This is a genomic window from Vibrio hangzhouensis (assembly GCF_900107935.1).
GTDB classification, from domain to species: Bacteria; Pseudomonadota; Gammaproteobacteria; order Enterobacterales; family Vibrionaceae; genus Vibrio; species Vibrio hangzhouensis.
The window spans coordinates 24461-42601 of sequence record NZ_FNVG01000034.1; the positions used below are offsets into that span (position 1 = coordinate 24461).

The following is an 18141-nucleotide window of genomic DNA, read 5'->3' on the forward strand; positions in this document are numbered from 1 at the left end:
ACCTATAGTGCGTGTTTAACTGCGTCGATAATCTGTTGATTCGATGGGATATCACCATTGGCGTTCATAACAATATGATGGCGTCCGTCGAGAGGAGTGTAGCGAAATGGTACAGTCGAGTAAAAAATACCAACGGTTGGGGTATGCGTTGAGACCGCTACGTTCCTCACTCCTGTATCCGGTGCTACCACCAATTTCGCTTTTGAAACGTAACTGACGAGCTCATCCAAAGGCAAACAGGGCTGGATTTTGAAGTTGTCATTTGCTTCCAGGTGACGGACAAAATCGCCTTTTTCAAAATCGTTTTTGCCTTCCAGATAGACATGGTCATAGTCAGGAAGTTCCTTCACCGCGCTCTCGAGTAGCTGTTTCATTTGTTGTTCAGACAATATTTTCGACTTAGTAGAAGCGCCGTTGAAATAAAGTATTTGCGGCTTATCCTCTGTAGATTGCACGACATCCAAATTGCTTGGATAGGCAAAATCCAGAGGCCTCTGTGGGGCGTGACCCAGCATTTTCAACATATCCAGCATGCACTCTACCTCAGGCTGGTAGTCCGAACGAAACACCGAGATGTTGTAGAGAGTACCATTCAAGAATGGTTTGTAAGGAAAGCCAAATTTTAGTTTTGCCTTGCTTAATGCCATCATCCAGTAAGAGCGCGCGGTACCCGCTAAGTCAAAAATAATATCTTGCTCGGGAAGTTGAGAGAATTCCTGATACTTCTTTTTCAGTGTCATCTCAGCCTTTTTCTCTCGGCCGGAAACATAAATGGTTTCGTCAGCCAGATCAGACGGCATGCCATACTGGTAGTTCGATACTCCGACCAAGGTAATTTTAGCGTTCGGGAAAAATCGTCTGGCTTCGGTCAGAAATGGACGCACGATCACCAAATCACCTAGCGCCGCTTGACGAATGACGGTGATATTTTTGACTTTCTCTGGTGAAAAATCGTTGTGTAGATATTGCTGGGCTTTGTTCGAGACATAGCCACCACGCTCACACCAGTAGTATTTCATTGCAAATTCTCTTTTGAGTTGAGTTGTTGGATTGCGTCCAGAATCCATTTTGAAGGTAAGTCTACCAGACATTTTAAGTGCCCAAGAGGGCATTCACGCTTAAAGCATGGACGACATTCAATGTCAGTATGGATGATTTTAACATTGTCGCCGAGTGGTGGCGTATAGTCCGGTGAACTTGAGCCATAAATCGCCACTATTTTACAGCCTACCGCTGCAGATACATGCATCAGCCCAGAGTCATTGCTGATCACCGTATCGCATGCCGCTAATAAATCAACAGCCTCGGTTAACGAGGTGCTTCCTGCCAAATTGTGGCAATGTTGCATCGCTTCGGGCGTCAGCGCTAGACGTATGCTCTCGGTCACTTCTTTGTCTTTTTGCGAACCGAACAACCAGACCTGATGACCCTCTTCAATCAGAGATTGAGCAACCTCAGCATAGTGTGCATCTGGCCAGCGTTTAGCCGGTCCAAATTCCGCACCGGGACACATGCCGTAGACCTTTCGAGACGTCGACAGGCTGAACTTATCGAGTGCCTGTTTTTGAATGGACGCGTCGATAGTAAATGCCGGGCGGGGGCAAGACGATAGCTTAACCTCTTGTAGCATGGTCTCTTTCGTCGACGCGAGCGCAACAAAGCGTTCTACGTAGTATTGAAACACCCGCTTATCTGGGCGTAAGTCATTGAGCAGGCCATAGCGCATTTCTCCTTTCCAGCCAATGCGCTTCGGGATACCAGCGAAAACGGGAATCAGTGCAGATTTGGCAGAATTAGGTAAAACAAACGCATGGGTATAGCGTTCCCCCTTCAATTGGCGACCCAGTTTCCAACGCCCTTTGAGGTCAAAAGAACCATGACCGATAGGCATTTCTATTGCTCGATTGACCTGTGGCATCCGCTCCAAAATGGGCTTACACCAAGCAGGAGCCAGCACATCAATGCTGGCATTTGGGTACAGCTCTCTGAGGCGAATATACAGGCTCTGAGACATCACCATATCGCCAACCCAGGAGGGGCCGATGATTAGAATTTTCATGCTTTATTTAACAGGTCGAGTGATAGTGGAGTTCCCCTCTCAATGTTGACATTCACCGTTCTACCTAACACTTCTTCTAAGTGTTTTGGTGCCAGCCCATATCCTGGTCGTATTGAACGAATATTATCCGAGGTCAACGGTTCTCCTGCTTCAATATCCTTCACGACATAGAGGGAGCGACGAAACTTAACATTCCCTTTCTCTGCTTCTGTGCGTTCGTAGTTCACTTTACCAAGTGCAGCCCAGGCGGTTTTAGTATCCTTGCAAAGCGCTTTCAATTCTGAAGGCTCAAGAGAGAAACTATCATCTGGACCACCACCGTTTCGGTCTAAAGTCGCGTGCTTCTCTATCAGGCATGCACCTAAAGCAATAGAAGCCACAGCGGTTGCATTATCAATCGTATGATCGGAAAGACCTGAGAGAACACCGAAGCGTTCTTGCATATCCGCAATGGTTCTTAAGTTATACTGCTCGGCTGGGGCAGGGTATCCGCTCACGCAATGAAGAACTACCAGCTCACTGCACCCATTGTTTTTTGCCACGGCAATGGCTTCATGTATCTCTTCTTCGTTTGCCATTCCTGTGGACATGATCATCGGCTTACCAGTTCTGGCTACGCGAGCTATCAATGCATGATCAACAAGTTCGAAAGAGGCGATTTTATAAGCAGGTGCGCCCAGATCCTCCAGTAAGTCCACGGCGGTGAAATCAAACGGAGAGCTAAATATCGTGATGCCGACTTCCTTCGCTTTCTCAAACAGAGCTTGATGCCATTCCCATGGCGTATGCGCCCATTCGTAGAGCTCATAGAGAGAACGGCCATCCCATAAGCCACCGTGAATTTGGAAGTCTTCTTTGTCACAATCAATAGTTATTGTGTCTGGGCGATATGTCTGTAGCTTAATTGCATCCGCGCCAGCCTTCTTAGCTTCTTCAATAATCTTGAATGCGTTATTGATATCGCCATTGTGGTTTGCTGACAGCTCAGCGATTATATATGGCTCGAAATCAGGACCAATCTTACGTCCTTCAATCTGAATATACTCATTGCTCATTATCTTTCTCCAATCGGACGTAGTATTTGATGCCATTGATTATAACGTATGCCGGAAAGCGCTCTGGGTCACATACTCTAAGCAAGTTGAATTGAGAGCGAATAGAAGCGTCGGCGTCTAGTTGACTATCTTCTGGCGTTCTTTTTCTATAGTAGCTGGATTCGACATTCACTGACTGAGCCGTGGCATTACTTTGGTCTATGTGCTCGCATGCCCATGAAATAAGCTCAATTTCTGCTGAAAAAAGCTTGTGATTAATCTCATCAAACAATTCATGACCAGACAACGGAATGCTTATTTTCTGCCAAATGTCACCAGTATCGACTCCGTCTTCGGCGTTTAAAAGAGAAAGGGTTATCTCATTGCCGCCATTGACTATTTCCCATACATGAGGGCTCCAGCCTCGACCTTGAGGTAAGTCACTCGCGTGAAGAACAAGCGTATAGCGAAATAGTTCCCTCGTCTGTTTGTGCACAATTTCAGAGCAGGATACCAAGAATAGAATATCCCCAGGCCCGCTAAGTTCGCTGATGCTGGTTACCAGCTCAATTTGGTGATTGGCAGCATTATTCTCTACCCATGCCTCCAAATAAGGGAAAACTGGGTGTGTATTGCTGCTACAGACAATGGCTATTTTCATAATCTAACTCAAGTATTTTTTCGGTCACTCTATAAACACCTTTACCGTCGCAAATCTGGAGGCTTGCTTGGTGTAACGAGGTCCACTCAGTAAGAAGTTGTTCGTATGTGTTGAGGAGGTCAGATTCAATATTCTCTAAATTGACTTGTAATGCGACACCTTGATTTACCAATTGAGCACATATCTCTTTCTGGTTGTCTGCCAGAGGAATGACAATACTTGGCAGACCTAAACAAGCTCTCTCCCAACTAGTACTACCGGGCGCCCCAATAGCAATATCATGCTCTAACATCAGAGCTGCCATATTTTCGGAAAAATCAATGTGAGTTACCTTATCGCGACCCTGACACCAATCTCGCAGGCGCTGATAATTTGGAGAGCGGTTACTCAACAGCACGGTGAAACTGGCATTTACCTCGCCGCTTAAGGCTTCTAGAACTTTGAGTGAAGCATTCGGCGCGTCAATTCCACCCATAGATATCAAGACTTTTGGTGACTTATCAGGCTTCACTCTATTTTCACCGGAAGAGTGTAGCTGTGAGAATTTTTTGTCTAGAAGTGCATAATTGCTGCCGGCTAATACCGTGCCTTTAGACTGATAGTCTGACGCTTTCCTTCCTAGGGTTTGATCTATGATCAGGTCGGCAGAATGGACTCTAACTAAGTCGTCAATACTCATTAGTAGGCTTTTCTGTCGAGAACGAACGATTGTTTGCCAAACCTCGTCGATAGCGTAGTGATCGCTAATTACCCATTGGGCATCTGGCACAGAACGCAAGAAATCGTTCGCATCCTCTTCTGGTGTGCGTTGCAGCCAAGCAATGTAGTCTTTGTCACTGCTTGGGACAACAGGAACCTTGGGTGGTGTGAGCTTAATAACATCAAATCCACGGCTTTGAATGTAGCTTATCATGTCGCCTTTTTGCGGTAAGCAAGCGAAACTGACCTGATAATTATGCTCCCTCAGAGAAGTAGCAAGTACCAAGCACCTCATAACGTGTCCGCTACCTATCCAAATCGAAGCGTCAGTCCTGAAAACGACTTTTTTCATCACGATTTATCTATCAATGAATATAACGTTTCGGCAAAGTGCCAGTCTTCATCGGTATCAATGTCTTGCACTCTTTGCCTTGGAAGTAAAACGACTCTAGAGTGAGGTGAGAAGAAGGATTTCCTTTCAAGAAAAGCCGATTTTTTCCCCCAGTAGAATTGCCCTGCATCGTGATATGCTTCCTCCAAATCTTGAGAGCGTACCAACTCATTTTCAGGTGCAAACATAGTTACTGCACCAGATGTCGAGAGTTTGATCGCTCGTTGAATCGGGAAAGGAAAAGATGTCGCGCTGAATACGAACTCAACTTTCTTATCGGATACCAGTTTTTGATACCCCAGTTTTAAGTCTTCAGCGGTAACAAATGGTGCTGTTGCATATAAACAACAGACGTAGTCAATCTCGACCTGCTGATGTTCATACCATTGAACAGCATGATGGATGACGTCGATTGTAGTCGCATGATCATCAGATATGTCATCTGGACGAATAAAAGGAACCTCCGCACCATATTGCTTAGCAACTTCAGCGATTTCCTGATCATCTGTCGACACAATGACTTTATCAAAGCAGCCTGAATTCAACGCTGCTTCAATTGAGTAGGCTATCATGGGCTTACCGTGAAATAACTTAATGTTTTTGCGCGGTATTCTTTTGCTTCCGCCTCTCGCTGGGATAATGGCAATTTTCATGTGCTAGCTCGCTAAAATCTCAGTCAAGACGGCAACAACAGTATCTTGTTGAGCTTCGGTCATTGTATGAAACATTGGTAACGAAATAGCTTCTTGATAGTAGCGCTCAGATTCAGGGAAATCACCGATGGAAAAGCCCATTTGTTGATAATATGGCTGAGTATGTACCGGAATATAATGCAAGTTGACCCCAATACCTTGCTCACGTAATGCATTGAATACTTGTTGGTGAGTCAGAGTGATCTCATCAAGCTTCAAACGGATAACATACAGGTGCAGACCAGAGTAGGTATCCTCTAACTGATACGGGCGCACAACAGGTAATGACTCTAATAGCTCATTGTATCGAGAGGCCAAGTTGTGACGAGCCGCGACAAATTGCGTCAAACGCTGCATTTGGGTGACACCTAATGCGGCTTGCAACTCAGTCATTCGATAGTTAAAACCCAAATCGATCTGTTGGTAGTACCATGCACCATGCGATTCTCCCTGCATCATTGCCGGATCTCGTGTGATACCGTGGCTGCGCAACAGTGCCATTTTATTCGCGAGTGTCTGGCTGTTGGTCAGTGCCGCACCACCTTCAGCCGTTGTCACGATTTTTACCGGGTGAAAGCTAAACACCGTGATATCCGAGTACTCACAGTTTCCAATAGGCTTACCGTGATACTTGCCACCAATCGCATGAGAAGCGTCTTCAATCACTTTGAAACCATACTCTTTTGCGAGTTTATCAATGGCTTTCATGTCACAAGGTTGACCACACAGGTGCACCGGAACCACCACTTTTGGCAGCTTGCCTTCAGCTTTTGCCTGAATCAGCTTCTGCTCTAGCTTCTCGGGACACATGTTGTAGGTTCTAGGGTTGATATCGACGAAGTCGACCTTAGCGCCACAGTACAGGCCACAGTTTGCTGATGCAACAAAGGTGACAGGAGAGGTCCATAACCAGTCACCTTCACTTAAGCCTAAAGCCAGACAGGCGATGTGCAGAGCGGATGTCGCGCTGTTGACTGCTAATGCGTGTGCTGCGCCAGTATGAGCAGTAAGCATTGACTCAAACTCAGGTACTTTTGGCCCTTGCGTCAAAAAGTCAGAGTTAAGAACATCAACAACCGCGTCGATATCTTGCTGCGTAATCTCTTGTTTGCCGTATGGAATCACGTTATTGCTCACACTGTAAAGTTTGGATCAACATGCTCTTTGATCAGTTCACGCAACCCTTCAATGGTTTCCCACTCGGTATTGGTGCCTGAGTTGTATTTGAAACCAAACGGTACTTTCTCAGCTTTGTGGTGATTCAAGTACTCTTCCTCTGTATATGTAAATGACACAGAAGGCAGAATGGCGTAGTACTTGCCCAGGTCAATGGTGTTGAGAGAGTCGGTATCGGTGATCATTTCTTCATGGAGCTTTTCTCCAGGACGAATACCGACAACCTTCGTTTTGCACTCAGGTGCGACCGCTTTGGCAATATCCATGATCTTGTAAGAAGGGATCTTCGGCACAAAAATTTCGCCGCCAAGGTGGTGTTCCAACGCGTACATCACCATGTTCACGCCGTCTTGCAAAGAGATGTTGAATCGAGTCATCTCTTCATGAGTGATAGGTAACAGGCCTTCTTCTTTCTTCTTCAGGAAGAATGGGATAACAGAGCCTCTTGAGCCCATGACGTTGCCGTAGCGTACCACGCTGAAACGGATGTCTTTAGAGCCCTTAATGTTATTGGCTGCAGTGAACAATTTGTCAGAGGCAAGCTTAGTCGCGCCATATAGGTTAATCGGAGCACATGCCTTGTCAGTGGAGAGTGCCACAACATCATGCACGCCGCATTGCAGGGCTGCCTGAATCACGTTTTCCGCGCCGTCAACGTTGGTTCGAATACATTCTGTAGGGTTGTATTCGGCGGTATCTACCTGCTTGATTGCCGCAGCGTGAATAATTACATCCACGCCTTCACACGCCTGAATCATGCGGTTTCGATCACGAACGTCACCGATAAAGAAGCGCAGCTGAGGAAAGTCCTTATGAGGATATTGCTGCTTAAGCTCGAACTGTTTCAGTTCATCTCTTGAGAAGATAATGATCTTCTTTACATCTTCATAACGTTCAAGAATCGTCTTGATGAATTGTTTTCCGAATGAGCCTGTGCCACCAGTAATCAGCACGGTTTTGTTATTTAACATGAAAAAGTATCCTTTGCTTGCAACGTATGGTCTTGTGACATTGCCAGTTGCTTTGCTACTAGTATAACACGCACATTGCGACAGTCATGTGCTTTGCTAGCCGCCAGAAGGCGGCGCAGGTTTGGGGGTGTGAGCTTAATTCAAAGACTCAAAATGACCATCTTTGGTAATAATGGAGTCTAAGATTTGCTCTTTATTTAACTGATTTCTGATCTCCAAAATGACCTGACTCTGTCGCCCATCATCTAAGAGAGTGACAGGTAATTCTGGGAAAAGTTTCTTTAAGGTGAACAGGGCCGTAGAGTAAGGGCCAACCACTCTGGAAAAGGTCAGGCGTTTGGTCAGTATCTCAAGCTCCATCGGACGGTCAGGAGTGTGGTACTCGACCGACTCAATGGCCTTTACGGCTTTTGTCACCGCTTCACTCTCATTACGATGCGGAAAATAAACCACTTTCTGAGCTTTGTTCTCAGTAAAAAGCATGATTTCTTTTAAGTGGGCGTCCAGCGCTTTTTGGTTTTTATGCCCAATAGCACCCTGACCAATAAATGCCACTGGTCCCTGCGCATCATACGCATTGAAAGAGTCAAAGCGACTGAGCAGGTCGGCAAATTGGTTAATCTGACTGTCAAAAAGTTCGTCAGAAAAATCGAACATAGAGTAAACCAGCAGGTTATCAGGCACGGGTAACACACCCACAGGTTGAACGCCCTGCAGGCGAAGCAACAAATCATGAAACCAACGTTTGCGAGAGTAGGGTACGGCGGGCTTAATGTACTTCTCAACTTCATTGATGCTAAGGGTGCCGTCATCAAAATAGACGGTACGGCGGAACGAAAGGTTCTTGCGAACCAGATTCACACGCCAGCTAGCAAACTCACCAAAGCAAAAGTGATCAATAGATAACCCGTTGCTGGAAAGATAACGCTTTAAGTTTCTAATAAAGGCGGGGGTGGTAAAGGTTCTGTTTCCGGTCTTCAACTCAAAGGTACAGTCCCAGGTATCCCGGGAGATCAGTTGTTGCAGTTGTTCCAAACCTCTTACGGTATCACCCACTTCCAGAATTAGAATATTACAAGACGCGTCAAATGCTTTTCTTGCTTCAAATGCACATAGATACTGCAACGGTGAGGTCACATAGAATACATTTGCTACTTTCATTATTTCTTTGCCTTTCTAAACAAATAATTACCGCGCACCTTGCGCCACAACCCAAACACATCGGTTTTCGGGAAAATTGCAATACGGCGGATCTGGTAGGGGTCTTTATGAAATTGCAGTGGTCCCGAGTTGGTGGCAACCGCATACTGATAACCCACCTCTTTAGCGATATCTTTTGAGGCCTGATTATGCTCGCCAAACGGGTAAGCGAACGAGGTGAGGGGTTTGCCTATGGTCGCCTCTAACGCCGCTTTGTTCTCGATGATTTCATGGCGCTGCTGTGCATCCGATAAGGTGTTGAGTTTAGGGTGGCTCAGGGTATGCCCGCCAATCTCAATCAGCTCGGATTGCGATAGTAACCTAACCTGGTCGGCATTCATCAATGGCACCGACTTCTCTGGGTTGTCTGGATTCTCCACATCCCAGCGGTTAAAGCTTTCACCGGTCACCACATACACTACCGCTTTAAAGCCGTACTTCTCAAGCACCGGGAGCATCAACTCAAGATTGTCCACATAGCCGTCGTCGACCGTGATCATGATGTAGCGCTTACCCGCATCAAGGCGGCGGATCAGCCGTCCATCCTGCAGATCTTCAAACGTCAGTGTCTCAAAGCCCATCTTCTTGAGTAGCGCCATGTGCTTATCGAACATATCGATATGAAGATAGGTGCCATGTACCCCTTTGCCGCTGTCATCCTTAATAAAGCGGTGATACATGATCACCGGCATCTCGCGTCGCAGCGTATCGATATACACGTCCTGATAGATGCATTCTACCTGATCGACGATATTTGCTAACGCGTAGTGGTCACGAATGGTCTGACTGGTGGACTCATTGCAGTGAGCCGAATTAAGGCCAGATTCAACCATGGAAGCGATACCAGAAAAATCAATGTCGAGATCTTTGGGGCCGATATCGCCAAAGTTGCTGGCCATCGCTTCTGAGACATTGCTGTCGTCGACAATACCGATGCACTTGGCTTCACCAATGGCCAGCGTCGGTCTGCCGCACAGCAGAGATTCCATGGCGACGCGACCCGCGCCAATCACCAAGTCCGCTTCACTGAGCATTTTCGGCACGTCATTGGTATAACCGACGAAGTTGACCGTAGAGGTGAACTTTTCAAACCGAGACTCGAATTTGGAGCCGGTGACGACACGAATATCGTATTTGTCTGAGTCCAGGCACTCGTCCAGCAGACGATAACAGAGGTCACCTTTGGGGCCGGTCAAACGGCCGACGATGGTAATGACCGGTTTGCTATTGTCCGGTGCTGCCACCCACTGAAACTGGTCTGTCTCAATACCGTTGCGACTGACTTCCATCTGTTCTAATGGTACGTCTAAGTCACTATGCAGTTGATCGCGAATCGCTTCACACACCGGCAAGGCCTTGTCACCCATAGCGTGAAACTTCTTGCGCGAAGCGTGCACAGGCTGGCGACCATGTACCGTCGTCACCATCGGCGTACCTGTCAGCTTACAGGCCACATGACAACTCCAGCTGGAGGCGCGTGAATGGGCATGCACTAACTGAATGTTGTGCTTTTTAATCAGGTAGATAAGGTAGCCCACATGCCAGAAACGGCGAGGCACACTGCGTTTATTAAACCGCAATGAAAAGAAAGGCCCCTTATGGGGCTTGGTCAGCGTATCCGAGACATAAAATACATTATGACCCCGAGCCGTTAGTTCGTTACCTACAGTCGTAGCGTAAACCTCAGCCCCGGTCACTTCGAGCTGGGACAGGGCCATAAGGATATTCATAAACAGATCCTGTTATCTGGAACCCAGGGTCCAGAACCTAGGACCCAGGAACCCAAATACTACTTATTCACAATCGCCAAATATTCAGCCACACCTTCAGCCACAGTCTTAAACTCAACATCGCAACCAGCCGCGCGAAGGTTGGTCAAATCAGCCTGAGTAAATTCCTGATAGGCACCTTTCAAATGGTCAGGGAATGGGATGTTTTCAATTTCACCTTTACCGTGATGCTTGATCACCGCATTAGCAACCGCTTCGAAGCTCTCTGCATTGCCCGTACCACAGTTGAAAATGCCCGATACGCCATTTTCCATAAACCACAGGTTCACCTTAGCGACATCGCCAACGTATACGAAGTCGCGAATAAAGTGCTCGCTACCCGCGAATAACTTCGGATTCTCACCGGCGTTCATCTGGTTATTGAGGTGGAACGCCACAGACGCCATGCTGCCTTTGTGTTGCTCGCGAGGGCCATACACATTGAAGTAACGGAAACCGGTCACCTGAGACAATTTCTCGCCATGCGCTTCTGCATCTGCCCACAGGCGGCGAACGTAGTTATCGAATTGCTGTTTAGAGTAACCGTACACGTTAAGCGCGCCTTCATACTGACGCTCTTCCTTAAATACGGTGGTTTCGCCATAAGTGGCTGCAGATGAGGCGTACAAGAACGGGATCTCGCGATCCAAACAGTAGTGAAGCACTTCTTTTGAATACTCGTAGTTATTCAGCATCACATACTTACCGTCCCACTCGGTAGTGGCAGAACACGCCCCTTCGTGGAACACCGCCTCGATCGGGCCGAAGTCGTCGCCCGCCATGATCTGGGTCAGGAAGTCATCGCGATCCATATAGTCAGTGATATCCAGGTCAACCAGGTTCTTGAACTTGCGTCCATTCTTGAGGTTATCGACCACCAAAATATCATTCAAACCTGCTTCGTTGAGCGCCTTAATAATATTGCTGCCAATCATGCCAGCGCCGCCAGTTACGATGATCATAGAGTTCTTCCACTTAATTAACGAGATAATGAGTGATTATATAAGATTTGCAAAAGGGTGCCTAGGATCTGTTCCAGAAGTCCCTGAAGTTCGGGAGGATTATCCGTATTGAACAATAACGGTGGAAGTGAGCTTGGGAAAACACACCTCATTTGTTACGAATTATTCGTGTTTCGTATGTTGTTGATAGTTATATAAAGTTGACGGTAGATTACAGTTGTTGATGGCGATCACAAAACTGACTATTTTTGCGACATTATTTCAAGAATTTACATTCTCAATACATTACCATGCATATCAACTAATTTTACAGCAATACATCACCATGCAAGGATGCGTAGAGCATATGAATCGCAGTTGTGCAAACGGAGCCCGAGTTTAAGATGAGTCGTACACGCTCCACTCTAATGATTTTTGCGGCGCTCCCTGTTCTAGTTTCACCATCGGTATTGTCAGATACCAGCGGTTCTTTCTGGGCTAACAATACAGAGTTTCGACATTCAATGGCTCAGACGGGCGGTTCAGGCCTGCTGAGAACACCTCATGCACAAACCTTAGGGTTTGGGCAGATCTCGCTCAACTACCACCTGGAAGACAATGTCGACCTGACAACCGGTTACAGCCGGGGCGCGCATGATACCTTCCTGCTTGGCGTTGGCATCCTGCCTCATGTGGAATTTGTGGTGCAAAACACTCACAAAGAGATAAACGGTGAGGCCTGGAAAACCGGCAGTGATTTATCGTATTCGGCAAAAATAGACGCTGCCTGGCTTATCCCGCAGGATTGGTTTCAGCTTGCCTTCGGACTGAGTGACTTTGGTGGCCAGGCGAACCACCACGAAAGTGCGTACGCTGTGGTTTCCAAGCAGGTGTCGGACTTTAGGTTCTCCATGGGGTACGGCTACAACCCAACCGACTCCAGACACCAAATGGGGCCGGATTATCTGTCTGGCGTGTTTGGCGGTATCGAGTATCAGCCATTCTCCTGGTTGCAGCTAGTGGGCGACTATGACGGCACGGGCATGAATGCGGGTGCCAAACTGTTTACCCCTCAAGAGTGGCTCCCTTATGGGATGAGCGCTCATCTCACCTACCAAGCGTATTCGGATTCAAACACCCTTAATCGCGACAACCAATGGGTTGGCCTAGGGCTGACGTTACCATTGAGTGGACCTAATGCAGCGCCGCGCTACAGCAGACCGCAATCGCACCAGGAAGGGGTGGATCAGCAAGAGCCGACATTGAACCTGCGCAAAGCGAGCACAGTGGCACAGGTGAGTAGCGAAGCTGAGCCTGTCAAAGCTGTGGCTGTCAATGTAGAGGCAGAGAAAACCAGTTCTACGCATTCGCTGACAAGGCTTACCCAGCGTCTTACCCAGTATGGTTTCGAGAACGTCAGTGTCGGAACGCGTCAGGATGAGCTGGTGGTTCGACTCGAGAACAACCTGTTTAACGTCAATGAAATCGATTCTCTGGGTGTGGTTTTGGGCCTGATCAATGAGGAAATGAGTCAGCAACGTTTTGCCTTTGTATTACTGAACAATAACTTACCGGTCGTCAAAGTGTCGGGCACTCAGCAAGATCTTAAGCAGTTGTTCGATAAGGATAATTTGACCCAAATACCGGCGAGCACCAATCTTACCATTACCACCAATCAGCTCTACAAAGCATTGGATGACGTGAACTGGAACTCGAATAAACAGAACTCACACTTATTTAAACCGCGTGTCATTTTCTCACCGAGCCTCTATTCCACCATCGGCTCGGAATATGGTGTGTTTGATTACTCACTGGCACTGGCCACTAATGTGCAAGTGCCTGTCTGGACCGGCGCCATGGTGGACGTGAGACATATGCTGCCCATTTCGCACTCCGATGACTACGCCGATGGCGAACGTTTCGGCAACAGTCGTCATACGTCGACCGTCGATCGCATCCTGTTGCATCAGGGCGTGACCTTGCCTGCCGGTGTCATGGCGCAAATCAGTATTGGACAAGTGGGCACCAACTATCAGGGCGGCACGTCTGAGTTCCGTTGGCAGACTGAACAGGGCACTCATAAATTTGGCTTTGAAGCCTCTTATTATCGTGATAAGCGCGACCAATACGACGACAACATTACTCCGGTACTGGGCAGTTATCGTTACTACCTGAGCCAATATGACTGGGCACTGGAAGCCAATGCCGGTCAGTACTGGGCGGGAGACAAAGGCTTTACCGTGACCAGTAAGCACTGGTTTGGTGATACCAGCGTCAATATCTACTACCAGCACACGGACAAAAGTTTTGCCGGGTTGAGTTTCTCGATCCCATTGACACCAAGAAAAGACATGGCGCCTGCCCCAATCCAAATCAGAGGGATTGAGCAGTGGACCTATGGCTATCGAACCATGGTCAACAATTCATCTAATGATCTGAATGGCTCTTTGGCGGCAACGAGCGATCTTCAACACAACCTAGATCGCGGTTACTACAACAGAGACAGATTGTCGGCGAGTTATATCGACGCCAATGTCGTGCGTCTGAAAGACGCTTATATGACGTACGCAATGCAAAAGTAAAACAAATAGAGCTGCAGTTTGTAAGCTCGAGTAATGAAGTTAATGTCGGCCAGTAGGATCTTAGCGCTGAATTAACGGAAATCGATGGCTTAGGGAGCAAAAAATGCTAAGAAAAAAGACAACATTAACAACGTTATTAATCGCCTCGGCGGGCTTATCGATGCCTGTGTTGGCAGACCAACATGATGAGAGCTCATCGCAACCAACAACCCCCTGGTATGTGGGGGCGAAGTTGGGCGGCAGCAGTGTGGTTAATATGGATGCCGGCGTCACTGATGTCACCGACATTGAAAAGAACAGCACCACCTGGTCTGTGTATGGGGGTTACCGTTTATTCCCTTGGTTGTCACTAGAGCTGGGTTACACCGACCTGGGCAAAGTGGAGCTCAAAGACGTAGCGGGTAAGTTCACGGCAACGGGTCTGGATGCGGCCGTGAAAGCGACCTATGCCATCAATGAAAAATTCGACGTATTTGCCCGCGTTGGCGCCTACTACTATGACTGGAAAGCATCCGGTGGTGGCGTGTGTTGCAGCGTTAAAGATACCGCAGCGACCGCTGGAGTCGGTGGCGAGTATAAGTTTGCCGGTGACTGGGGCGCGCAACTTGAATACAAATATTACAACGATGTGGGTGGGTCACCAGATTTCCATACCTACAATATTGGCGTCAACTACTACTTCTAAATTCGGCTTTTCCGAGCCAGTAAACAGATATTACGGATGAGGATTAACAATGGATAAACGTTGGTTAGCAATCGCTGTTGCTATGGGGCTGATGGCCGGATGTAACAGTAATAACGAAAACGGTGTAACGACAAACTTTGCTATTCAGGCTTACGATGGACCGGTTTGGGGTATGGACAGTAAAGCGATTTGTGATGATGGCCAGACTTACACTGGCTCTCGTACGTTGCACAGTGGTTACGCATTTTTTGAAGATGCTTACCCGAGAGATTACCCAGAAAACTGCAGTTTCGAATTTGGGGACTTCACCGGAGACGACAGAACCATTATCGATACTACTAACAGCAAAGATATGTCTAAGGTGTCGTACAAAACGCCTAAAGGCATGTTTGTCAGTGGTCAGTCTGCTGCGGCATCGCCGTTGACGACGTTGATCGTCGAGTACCTGGAAGAAAATGGTGCAGAGACATATTCGACAGCAGCGGCCTCTGAGGTATTGACTGCACTTGGGCTGGAAAACGTTCAGGATGTCGATGCATTCATGACGAACCCGGAAGCCGAAATCGCTAAGCTAAAAACAGATGATCCGGATACATTCAAGCGTGCGATTGCGGTTACCGCCACGGCATCCGATGTCGTGCAATCGCTTCAAACCAGTGACGATGTTAAGAACGAAGTCGACTCCTTCGACAAGATTCTTAATTTGACCAATAACATGGCGAATATTCTGGAAGCGGATCCTGCGTTTACTGAGATGGTGGAATCCAACAAACCGGTCAAAGTGGAACTGGCGGATACGATAGTCTCAGCTGCAGGGCAAGATGGCGGACTTGGCGATATTGTGTCTAAGGCTCCAGATGAGTTCGTACCGAGTGACGACCATAAGAACGCGGTCGGTGGTGGCGTGTCTGAAGGTGAAGTTGTGCCTGAACCAGAAGACCCAACTGAACCGACACCTCCTGGTACCGGCGGCACTGGCGGTACAGGTGGCTCAGGTGGCACTGGCGGTTCCGGTGGTGGTAGCGGTAACTAACCATTTATTGGTGACATTGCCCGAAATCACAATGAACTGAGCTTATAAGCAATAAGCAATAAGCAATAAGAGCAGGGGCAAACTTTACCGGAAATCGTTGCGGCGATTCAGGTAGGCCTTGCTCTTTGCTTGTTGAGCAATGTTTTTAATCAGATTGCCTATAAAACATGCTGTTAGTTGTTGTGTCTTTGAGACCAGTATGGATAATTGTGCAATCCCCTGTGTTGCATATCATGGGTGGGCGATTGTTTGGCGATTTGCCTGTTTTTATATGCAACATTACTGGCTAGGCTAGCGCAATCATAATAATACTCGCGCACCTTCCAACGGCTTACATTTCATATCTTCAATAAAGATATTCTGAAGGATGTATTTTGCTGCCCCGGCATGGTCATTGTCTCAATGGAATATCCCTTGAAACATGAATACATCATACAAAGCAAACGCAGTGCGATTAGGCGTAATTCATCGATGGGCGGTAGCATGCCCAGAAGATATGATTTACCACTCATAATATAGATTGATTGCCTGTAAAAGCTTGACCCCCATAGTCTTTCTCAGAAAAATACACCGAGGAAAACCGACTGAGGCGACGTCTCAGAATGCAGGACCAAGGAATTCATGAACCACTTTAAAAAACTATCCGTTACCGCGCTGTTGCCACTTTTGCTAGCGGGATGTACGCTCCCTGGCGGTCATATCTCAACCAGCGACAAAAATGTCGTCCAGGCTGAAGGTGAAACAACGGATCTATCCAGTTTAGTCGATGTCTTTCCTTTAACTCCTGAACGCGTTGCCTCGTTTAAAACCCCTGAGCCTACAGCGCAGGCTAACCCTTCCCTCGACGTAGACATTGCCAGATACCAGTATCGGGTTGGACCGGGCGACATTCTTAATGTCACCATCTGGGATCACCCGGAGCTGACCATTCCAGCCGGTTCGTACCGTAGCTCGGCAGAAGCGGGTAACTGGGTCAATGCCGATGGCACTATCTTTTATCCCTACATTGGTCTGGTTGAAGTCGAAGGCAAAACCGTGCGTGAAATTCGTATCGAAATGACCACGCGTCTGGAAAAATACATCGAGAGCCCGCAAGTGGATGTCAACGTGGCCGCTTTTCGTTCAAAAAAGGTCTACGTGACTGGCGAGGTCGCCGCACCGGGACAAAGGCCCGTCACCAATATCCCGATGACAGTGCTCGATGCGGTGAACCAGGCGGGCGGACTCAAGGCGGACGCGGACTGGCGTAACGTCACCCTGACACGCAATGGTGAAGAAGAGCGCATTTCGCTCTACGCGCTGATGCAAAAAGGCGATCTGAAACAAAACCGCCTGATGCAACCGGGCGACATCATCCACGTACCACGCAACGATGCGCAGAAGATCTTTGTAATGGGTGAAGTCGGTGAGCCACAAACTCTTAAAATGGAACGCAACGGCATGAGCCTGACAGAAGCGCTCAGCTCTGTTGGCGGCATTAATGAAGTCGCAGCAGCAGCCACCGGTATCTTCGTCATTCGCCCGACCCAGGGCAATGACAGCGACAAGATCGCCAGTATCTACCAACTCAATATGCAAGATGCCACCGCCCTGTTCCTGGGCACCGAATTCGAACTCGAACCGTATGATGTCGTCTACGTCACCGCCACCCCACTCGCACGCTGGAACCGCCTGATGACGCAGCTACTGCCAACGTTGACGGGTCTTAAAAACATCGGTGATGCAGGTAACTCGTATCGAGGTTGGGGTGATTAAGGGTTGAAGAGCGGTACTATGGCTTGGGAAAGAGCGGTTCTCGGGAAGAGCGGTCCTCGGGAAGAGCGGTACTATGGTCCTGTGGCCCTATGGTTTGGGAAAGACCGGTCCTATGGCCCTGTGGCCCTATGGGGTGTGATGAATTACACTTGGCATTAACTTGTTGATTAATAGTGTTTTATTTGTTTTTGTGAACCACAGAACCACAGAACCACAGAACCACAGAACCACAGAACCACAGAACCACAGAACCACAGGACCGCTTTTCCATAGAACCATAGAACCATAGAACCATAGAACCATTTTTCACCAAGGACCGCTTTTAAACATGTTTAACAAAATCTTAGTCGTCTGCGTGGGTAACATCTGCCGCTCTCCAATCGGTGAATACATGCTGGCGAAAATGCTGCCGAACAAAACCATCGCCTCTGCGGGTATTGCATCGGCCAAAAGTGGTCTGGTCGGAAAGCCGGCAGACAAAACCGCCATCGAA

The 18141-nt window shown here is 47.8% G+C and carries 16 protein-coding genes; 5 read left to right on the forward strand and 11 right to left on the reverse strand.

Going from position 1 to position 18141, the window contains the following annotated elements; genetic code table 11:
- Positions 1-2 precede the first annotated feature (2 nt).
- The 11 genes from C4S60_RS21325 to rfaD all read right to left on the reverse strand — a co-directional run bounded on the left by C4S60_RS21325 (position 3) and on the right by rfaD (position 11614).
- On the reverse strand, positions 3-1019 hold the full coding sequence (locus C4S60_RS21325) for a glycosyltransferase family 9 protein (RefSeq protein ID WP_103882319.1): 1017 nt from the start codon (positions 1017-1019) through the stop codon (positions 3-5).
- Positions 1016-2059, reverse strand: coding sequence for a lipopolysaccharide heptosyltransferase II (gene waaF / locus C4S60_RS21330; RefSeq protein WP_103882320.1), 1044 nt, complete (start codon positions 2057-2059; stop codon positions 1016-1018). Before waaF ends, C4S60_RS21325 begins: the two co-directional genes overlap by 4 nt.
- Positions 2056-3114, reverse strand: a complete 1059-nt coding sequence (gene pseI / locus C4S60_RS21335) for a pseudaminic acid synthase (protein WP_103882321.1) — start codon at positions 3112-3114, stop codon at positions 2056-2058. Before pseI ends, waaF begins: the two co-directional genes overlap by 4 nt.
- Entirely contained in the window at positions 3104-3754 is a 651-nt protein-coding gene (locus C4S60_RS21340) for a formyltransferase family protein (protein ID WP_103882322.1), read from the reverse strand. Before C4S60_RS21340 ends, pseI begins: the two co-directional genes overlap by 11 nt.
- Entirely contained in the window at positions 3732-4805 is a 1074-nt protein-coding gene (gene pseG / locus C4S60_RS21345) for a UDP-2,4-diacetamido-2,4,6-trideoxy-beta-L-altropyranose hydrolase (RefSeq protein ID WP_103882323.1), read from the reverse strand. Before pseG ends, C4S60_RS21340 begins: the two co-directional genes overlap by 23 nt.
- The gene (pseF, locus tag C4S60_RS21350) at positions 4805-5497 is read right to left on the reverse strand and encodes a pseudaminic acid cytidylyltransferase (RefSeq protein WP_103882324.1); all 693 of its coding nucleotides are present in this window, start codon (positions 5495-5497) and stop codon (positions 4805-4807) included. The genes pseG and pseF overlap by 1 nt, the downstream gene beginning before the upstream one ends.
- Positions 5498-5500: 3 nt before the next feature.
- On the reverse strand, positions 5501-6673 hold the full coding sequence (gene pseC, locus C4S60_RS21355) for a UDP-4-amino-4,6-dideoxy-N-acetyl-beta-L-altrosamine transaminase (RefSeq protein WP_103882325.1): 1173 nt from the start codon (positions 6671-6673) through the stop codon (positions 5501-5503).
- Positions 6670-7683: a UDP-N-acetylglucosamine 4,6-dehydratase (inverting) gene (gene pseB / locus C4S60_RS21360; protein WP_103882326.1), complete on the reverse strand. Its 1014-nt coding sequence runs from the start codon at positions 7681-7683 to the stop codon at positions 6670-6672. The genes pseC and pseB overlap by 4 nt, the downstream gene beginning before the upstream one ends.
- A 135-nt stretch (positions 7684-7818) precedes the next feature.
- Complete coding sequence (locus C4S60_RS21365; protein ID WP_103882327.1) at positions 7819-8844, reverse strand: hypothetical protein; 1026 nt, start codon at positions 8842-8844, stop codon at positions 7819-7821.
- Positions 8844-10613 (reverse strand): bifunctional glycosyltransferase family 4 protein/polysaccharide deacetylase, encoded by a 1770-nt coding sequence (locus C4S60_RS21370; protein WP_103882328.1) that lies wholly within the window; start codon positions 10611-10613, stop codon positions 8844-8846. Before C4S60_RS21370 ends, C4S60_RS21365 begins: the two co-directional genes overlap by 1 nt.
- A gap of 59 nt (positions 10614-10672) precedes the next feature.
- Positions 10673-11614 carry an ADP-glyceromanno-heptose 6-epimerase gene (gene rfaD / locus C4S60_RS21375; protein WP_103882329.1) on the reverse strand — a complete coding sequence of 314 codons (942 nt, stop codon included), beginning with the start codon at positions 11612-11614 and terminating at the stop codon, positions 10673-10675.
- Positions 11615-11997: 383 nt separating this feature from the next.
- On the opposite strand from rfaD, the gene C4S60_RS21380 reads away from it, so the two are divergent.
- The 5 genes from C4S60_RS21380 to C4S60_RS21405 all read left to right on the forward strand — a co-directional run.
- The gene (locus C4S60_RS21380) at positions 11998-14175 is read left to right on the forward strand and encodes a YjbH domain-containing protein (protein ID WP_103882330.1); all 2178 of its coding nucleotides are present in this window, start codon (positions 11998-12000) and stop codon (positions 14173-14175) included.
- A 103-nt stretch (positions 14176-14278) separates the two neighbouring features.
- The gene (locus C4S60_RS21385; RefSeq protein ID WP_103882331.1) at positions 14279-14860 is read left to right on the forward strand and encodes an outer membrane beta-barrel protein; all 582 of its coding nucleotides are present in this window, start codon (positions 14279-14281) and stop codon (positions 14858-14860) included.
- 49 nt (positions 14861-14909) lie between these two features.
- On the forward strand, positions 14910-15893 hold the full coding sequence (locus tag C4S60_RS21390; protein WP_103882332.1) for a hypothetical protein: 984 nt from the start codon (positions 14910-14912) through the stop codon (positions 15891-15893).
- A gap of 621 nt (positions 15894-16514) precedes the next feature.
- Positions 16515-17648 (forward strand): polysaccharide export protein, encoded by a 1134-nt coding sequence (locus C4S60_RS21395; protein WP_103882333.1) that lies wholly within the window; start codon positions 16515-16517, stop codon positions 17646-17648.
- Positions 17649-17976: 328 nt separating this feature from the next.
- Positions 17977-18141 (forward strand): low molecular weight phosphatase family protein (locus C4S60_RS21405; protein ID WP_483028330.1); only part of this gene is annotated, 165 nt, incomplete at its 3' end.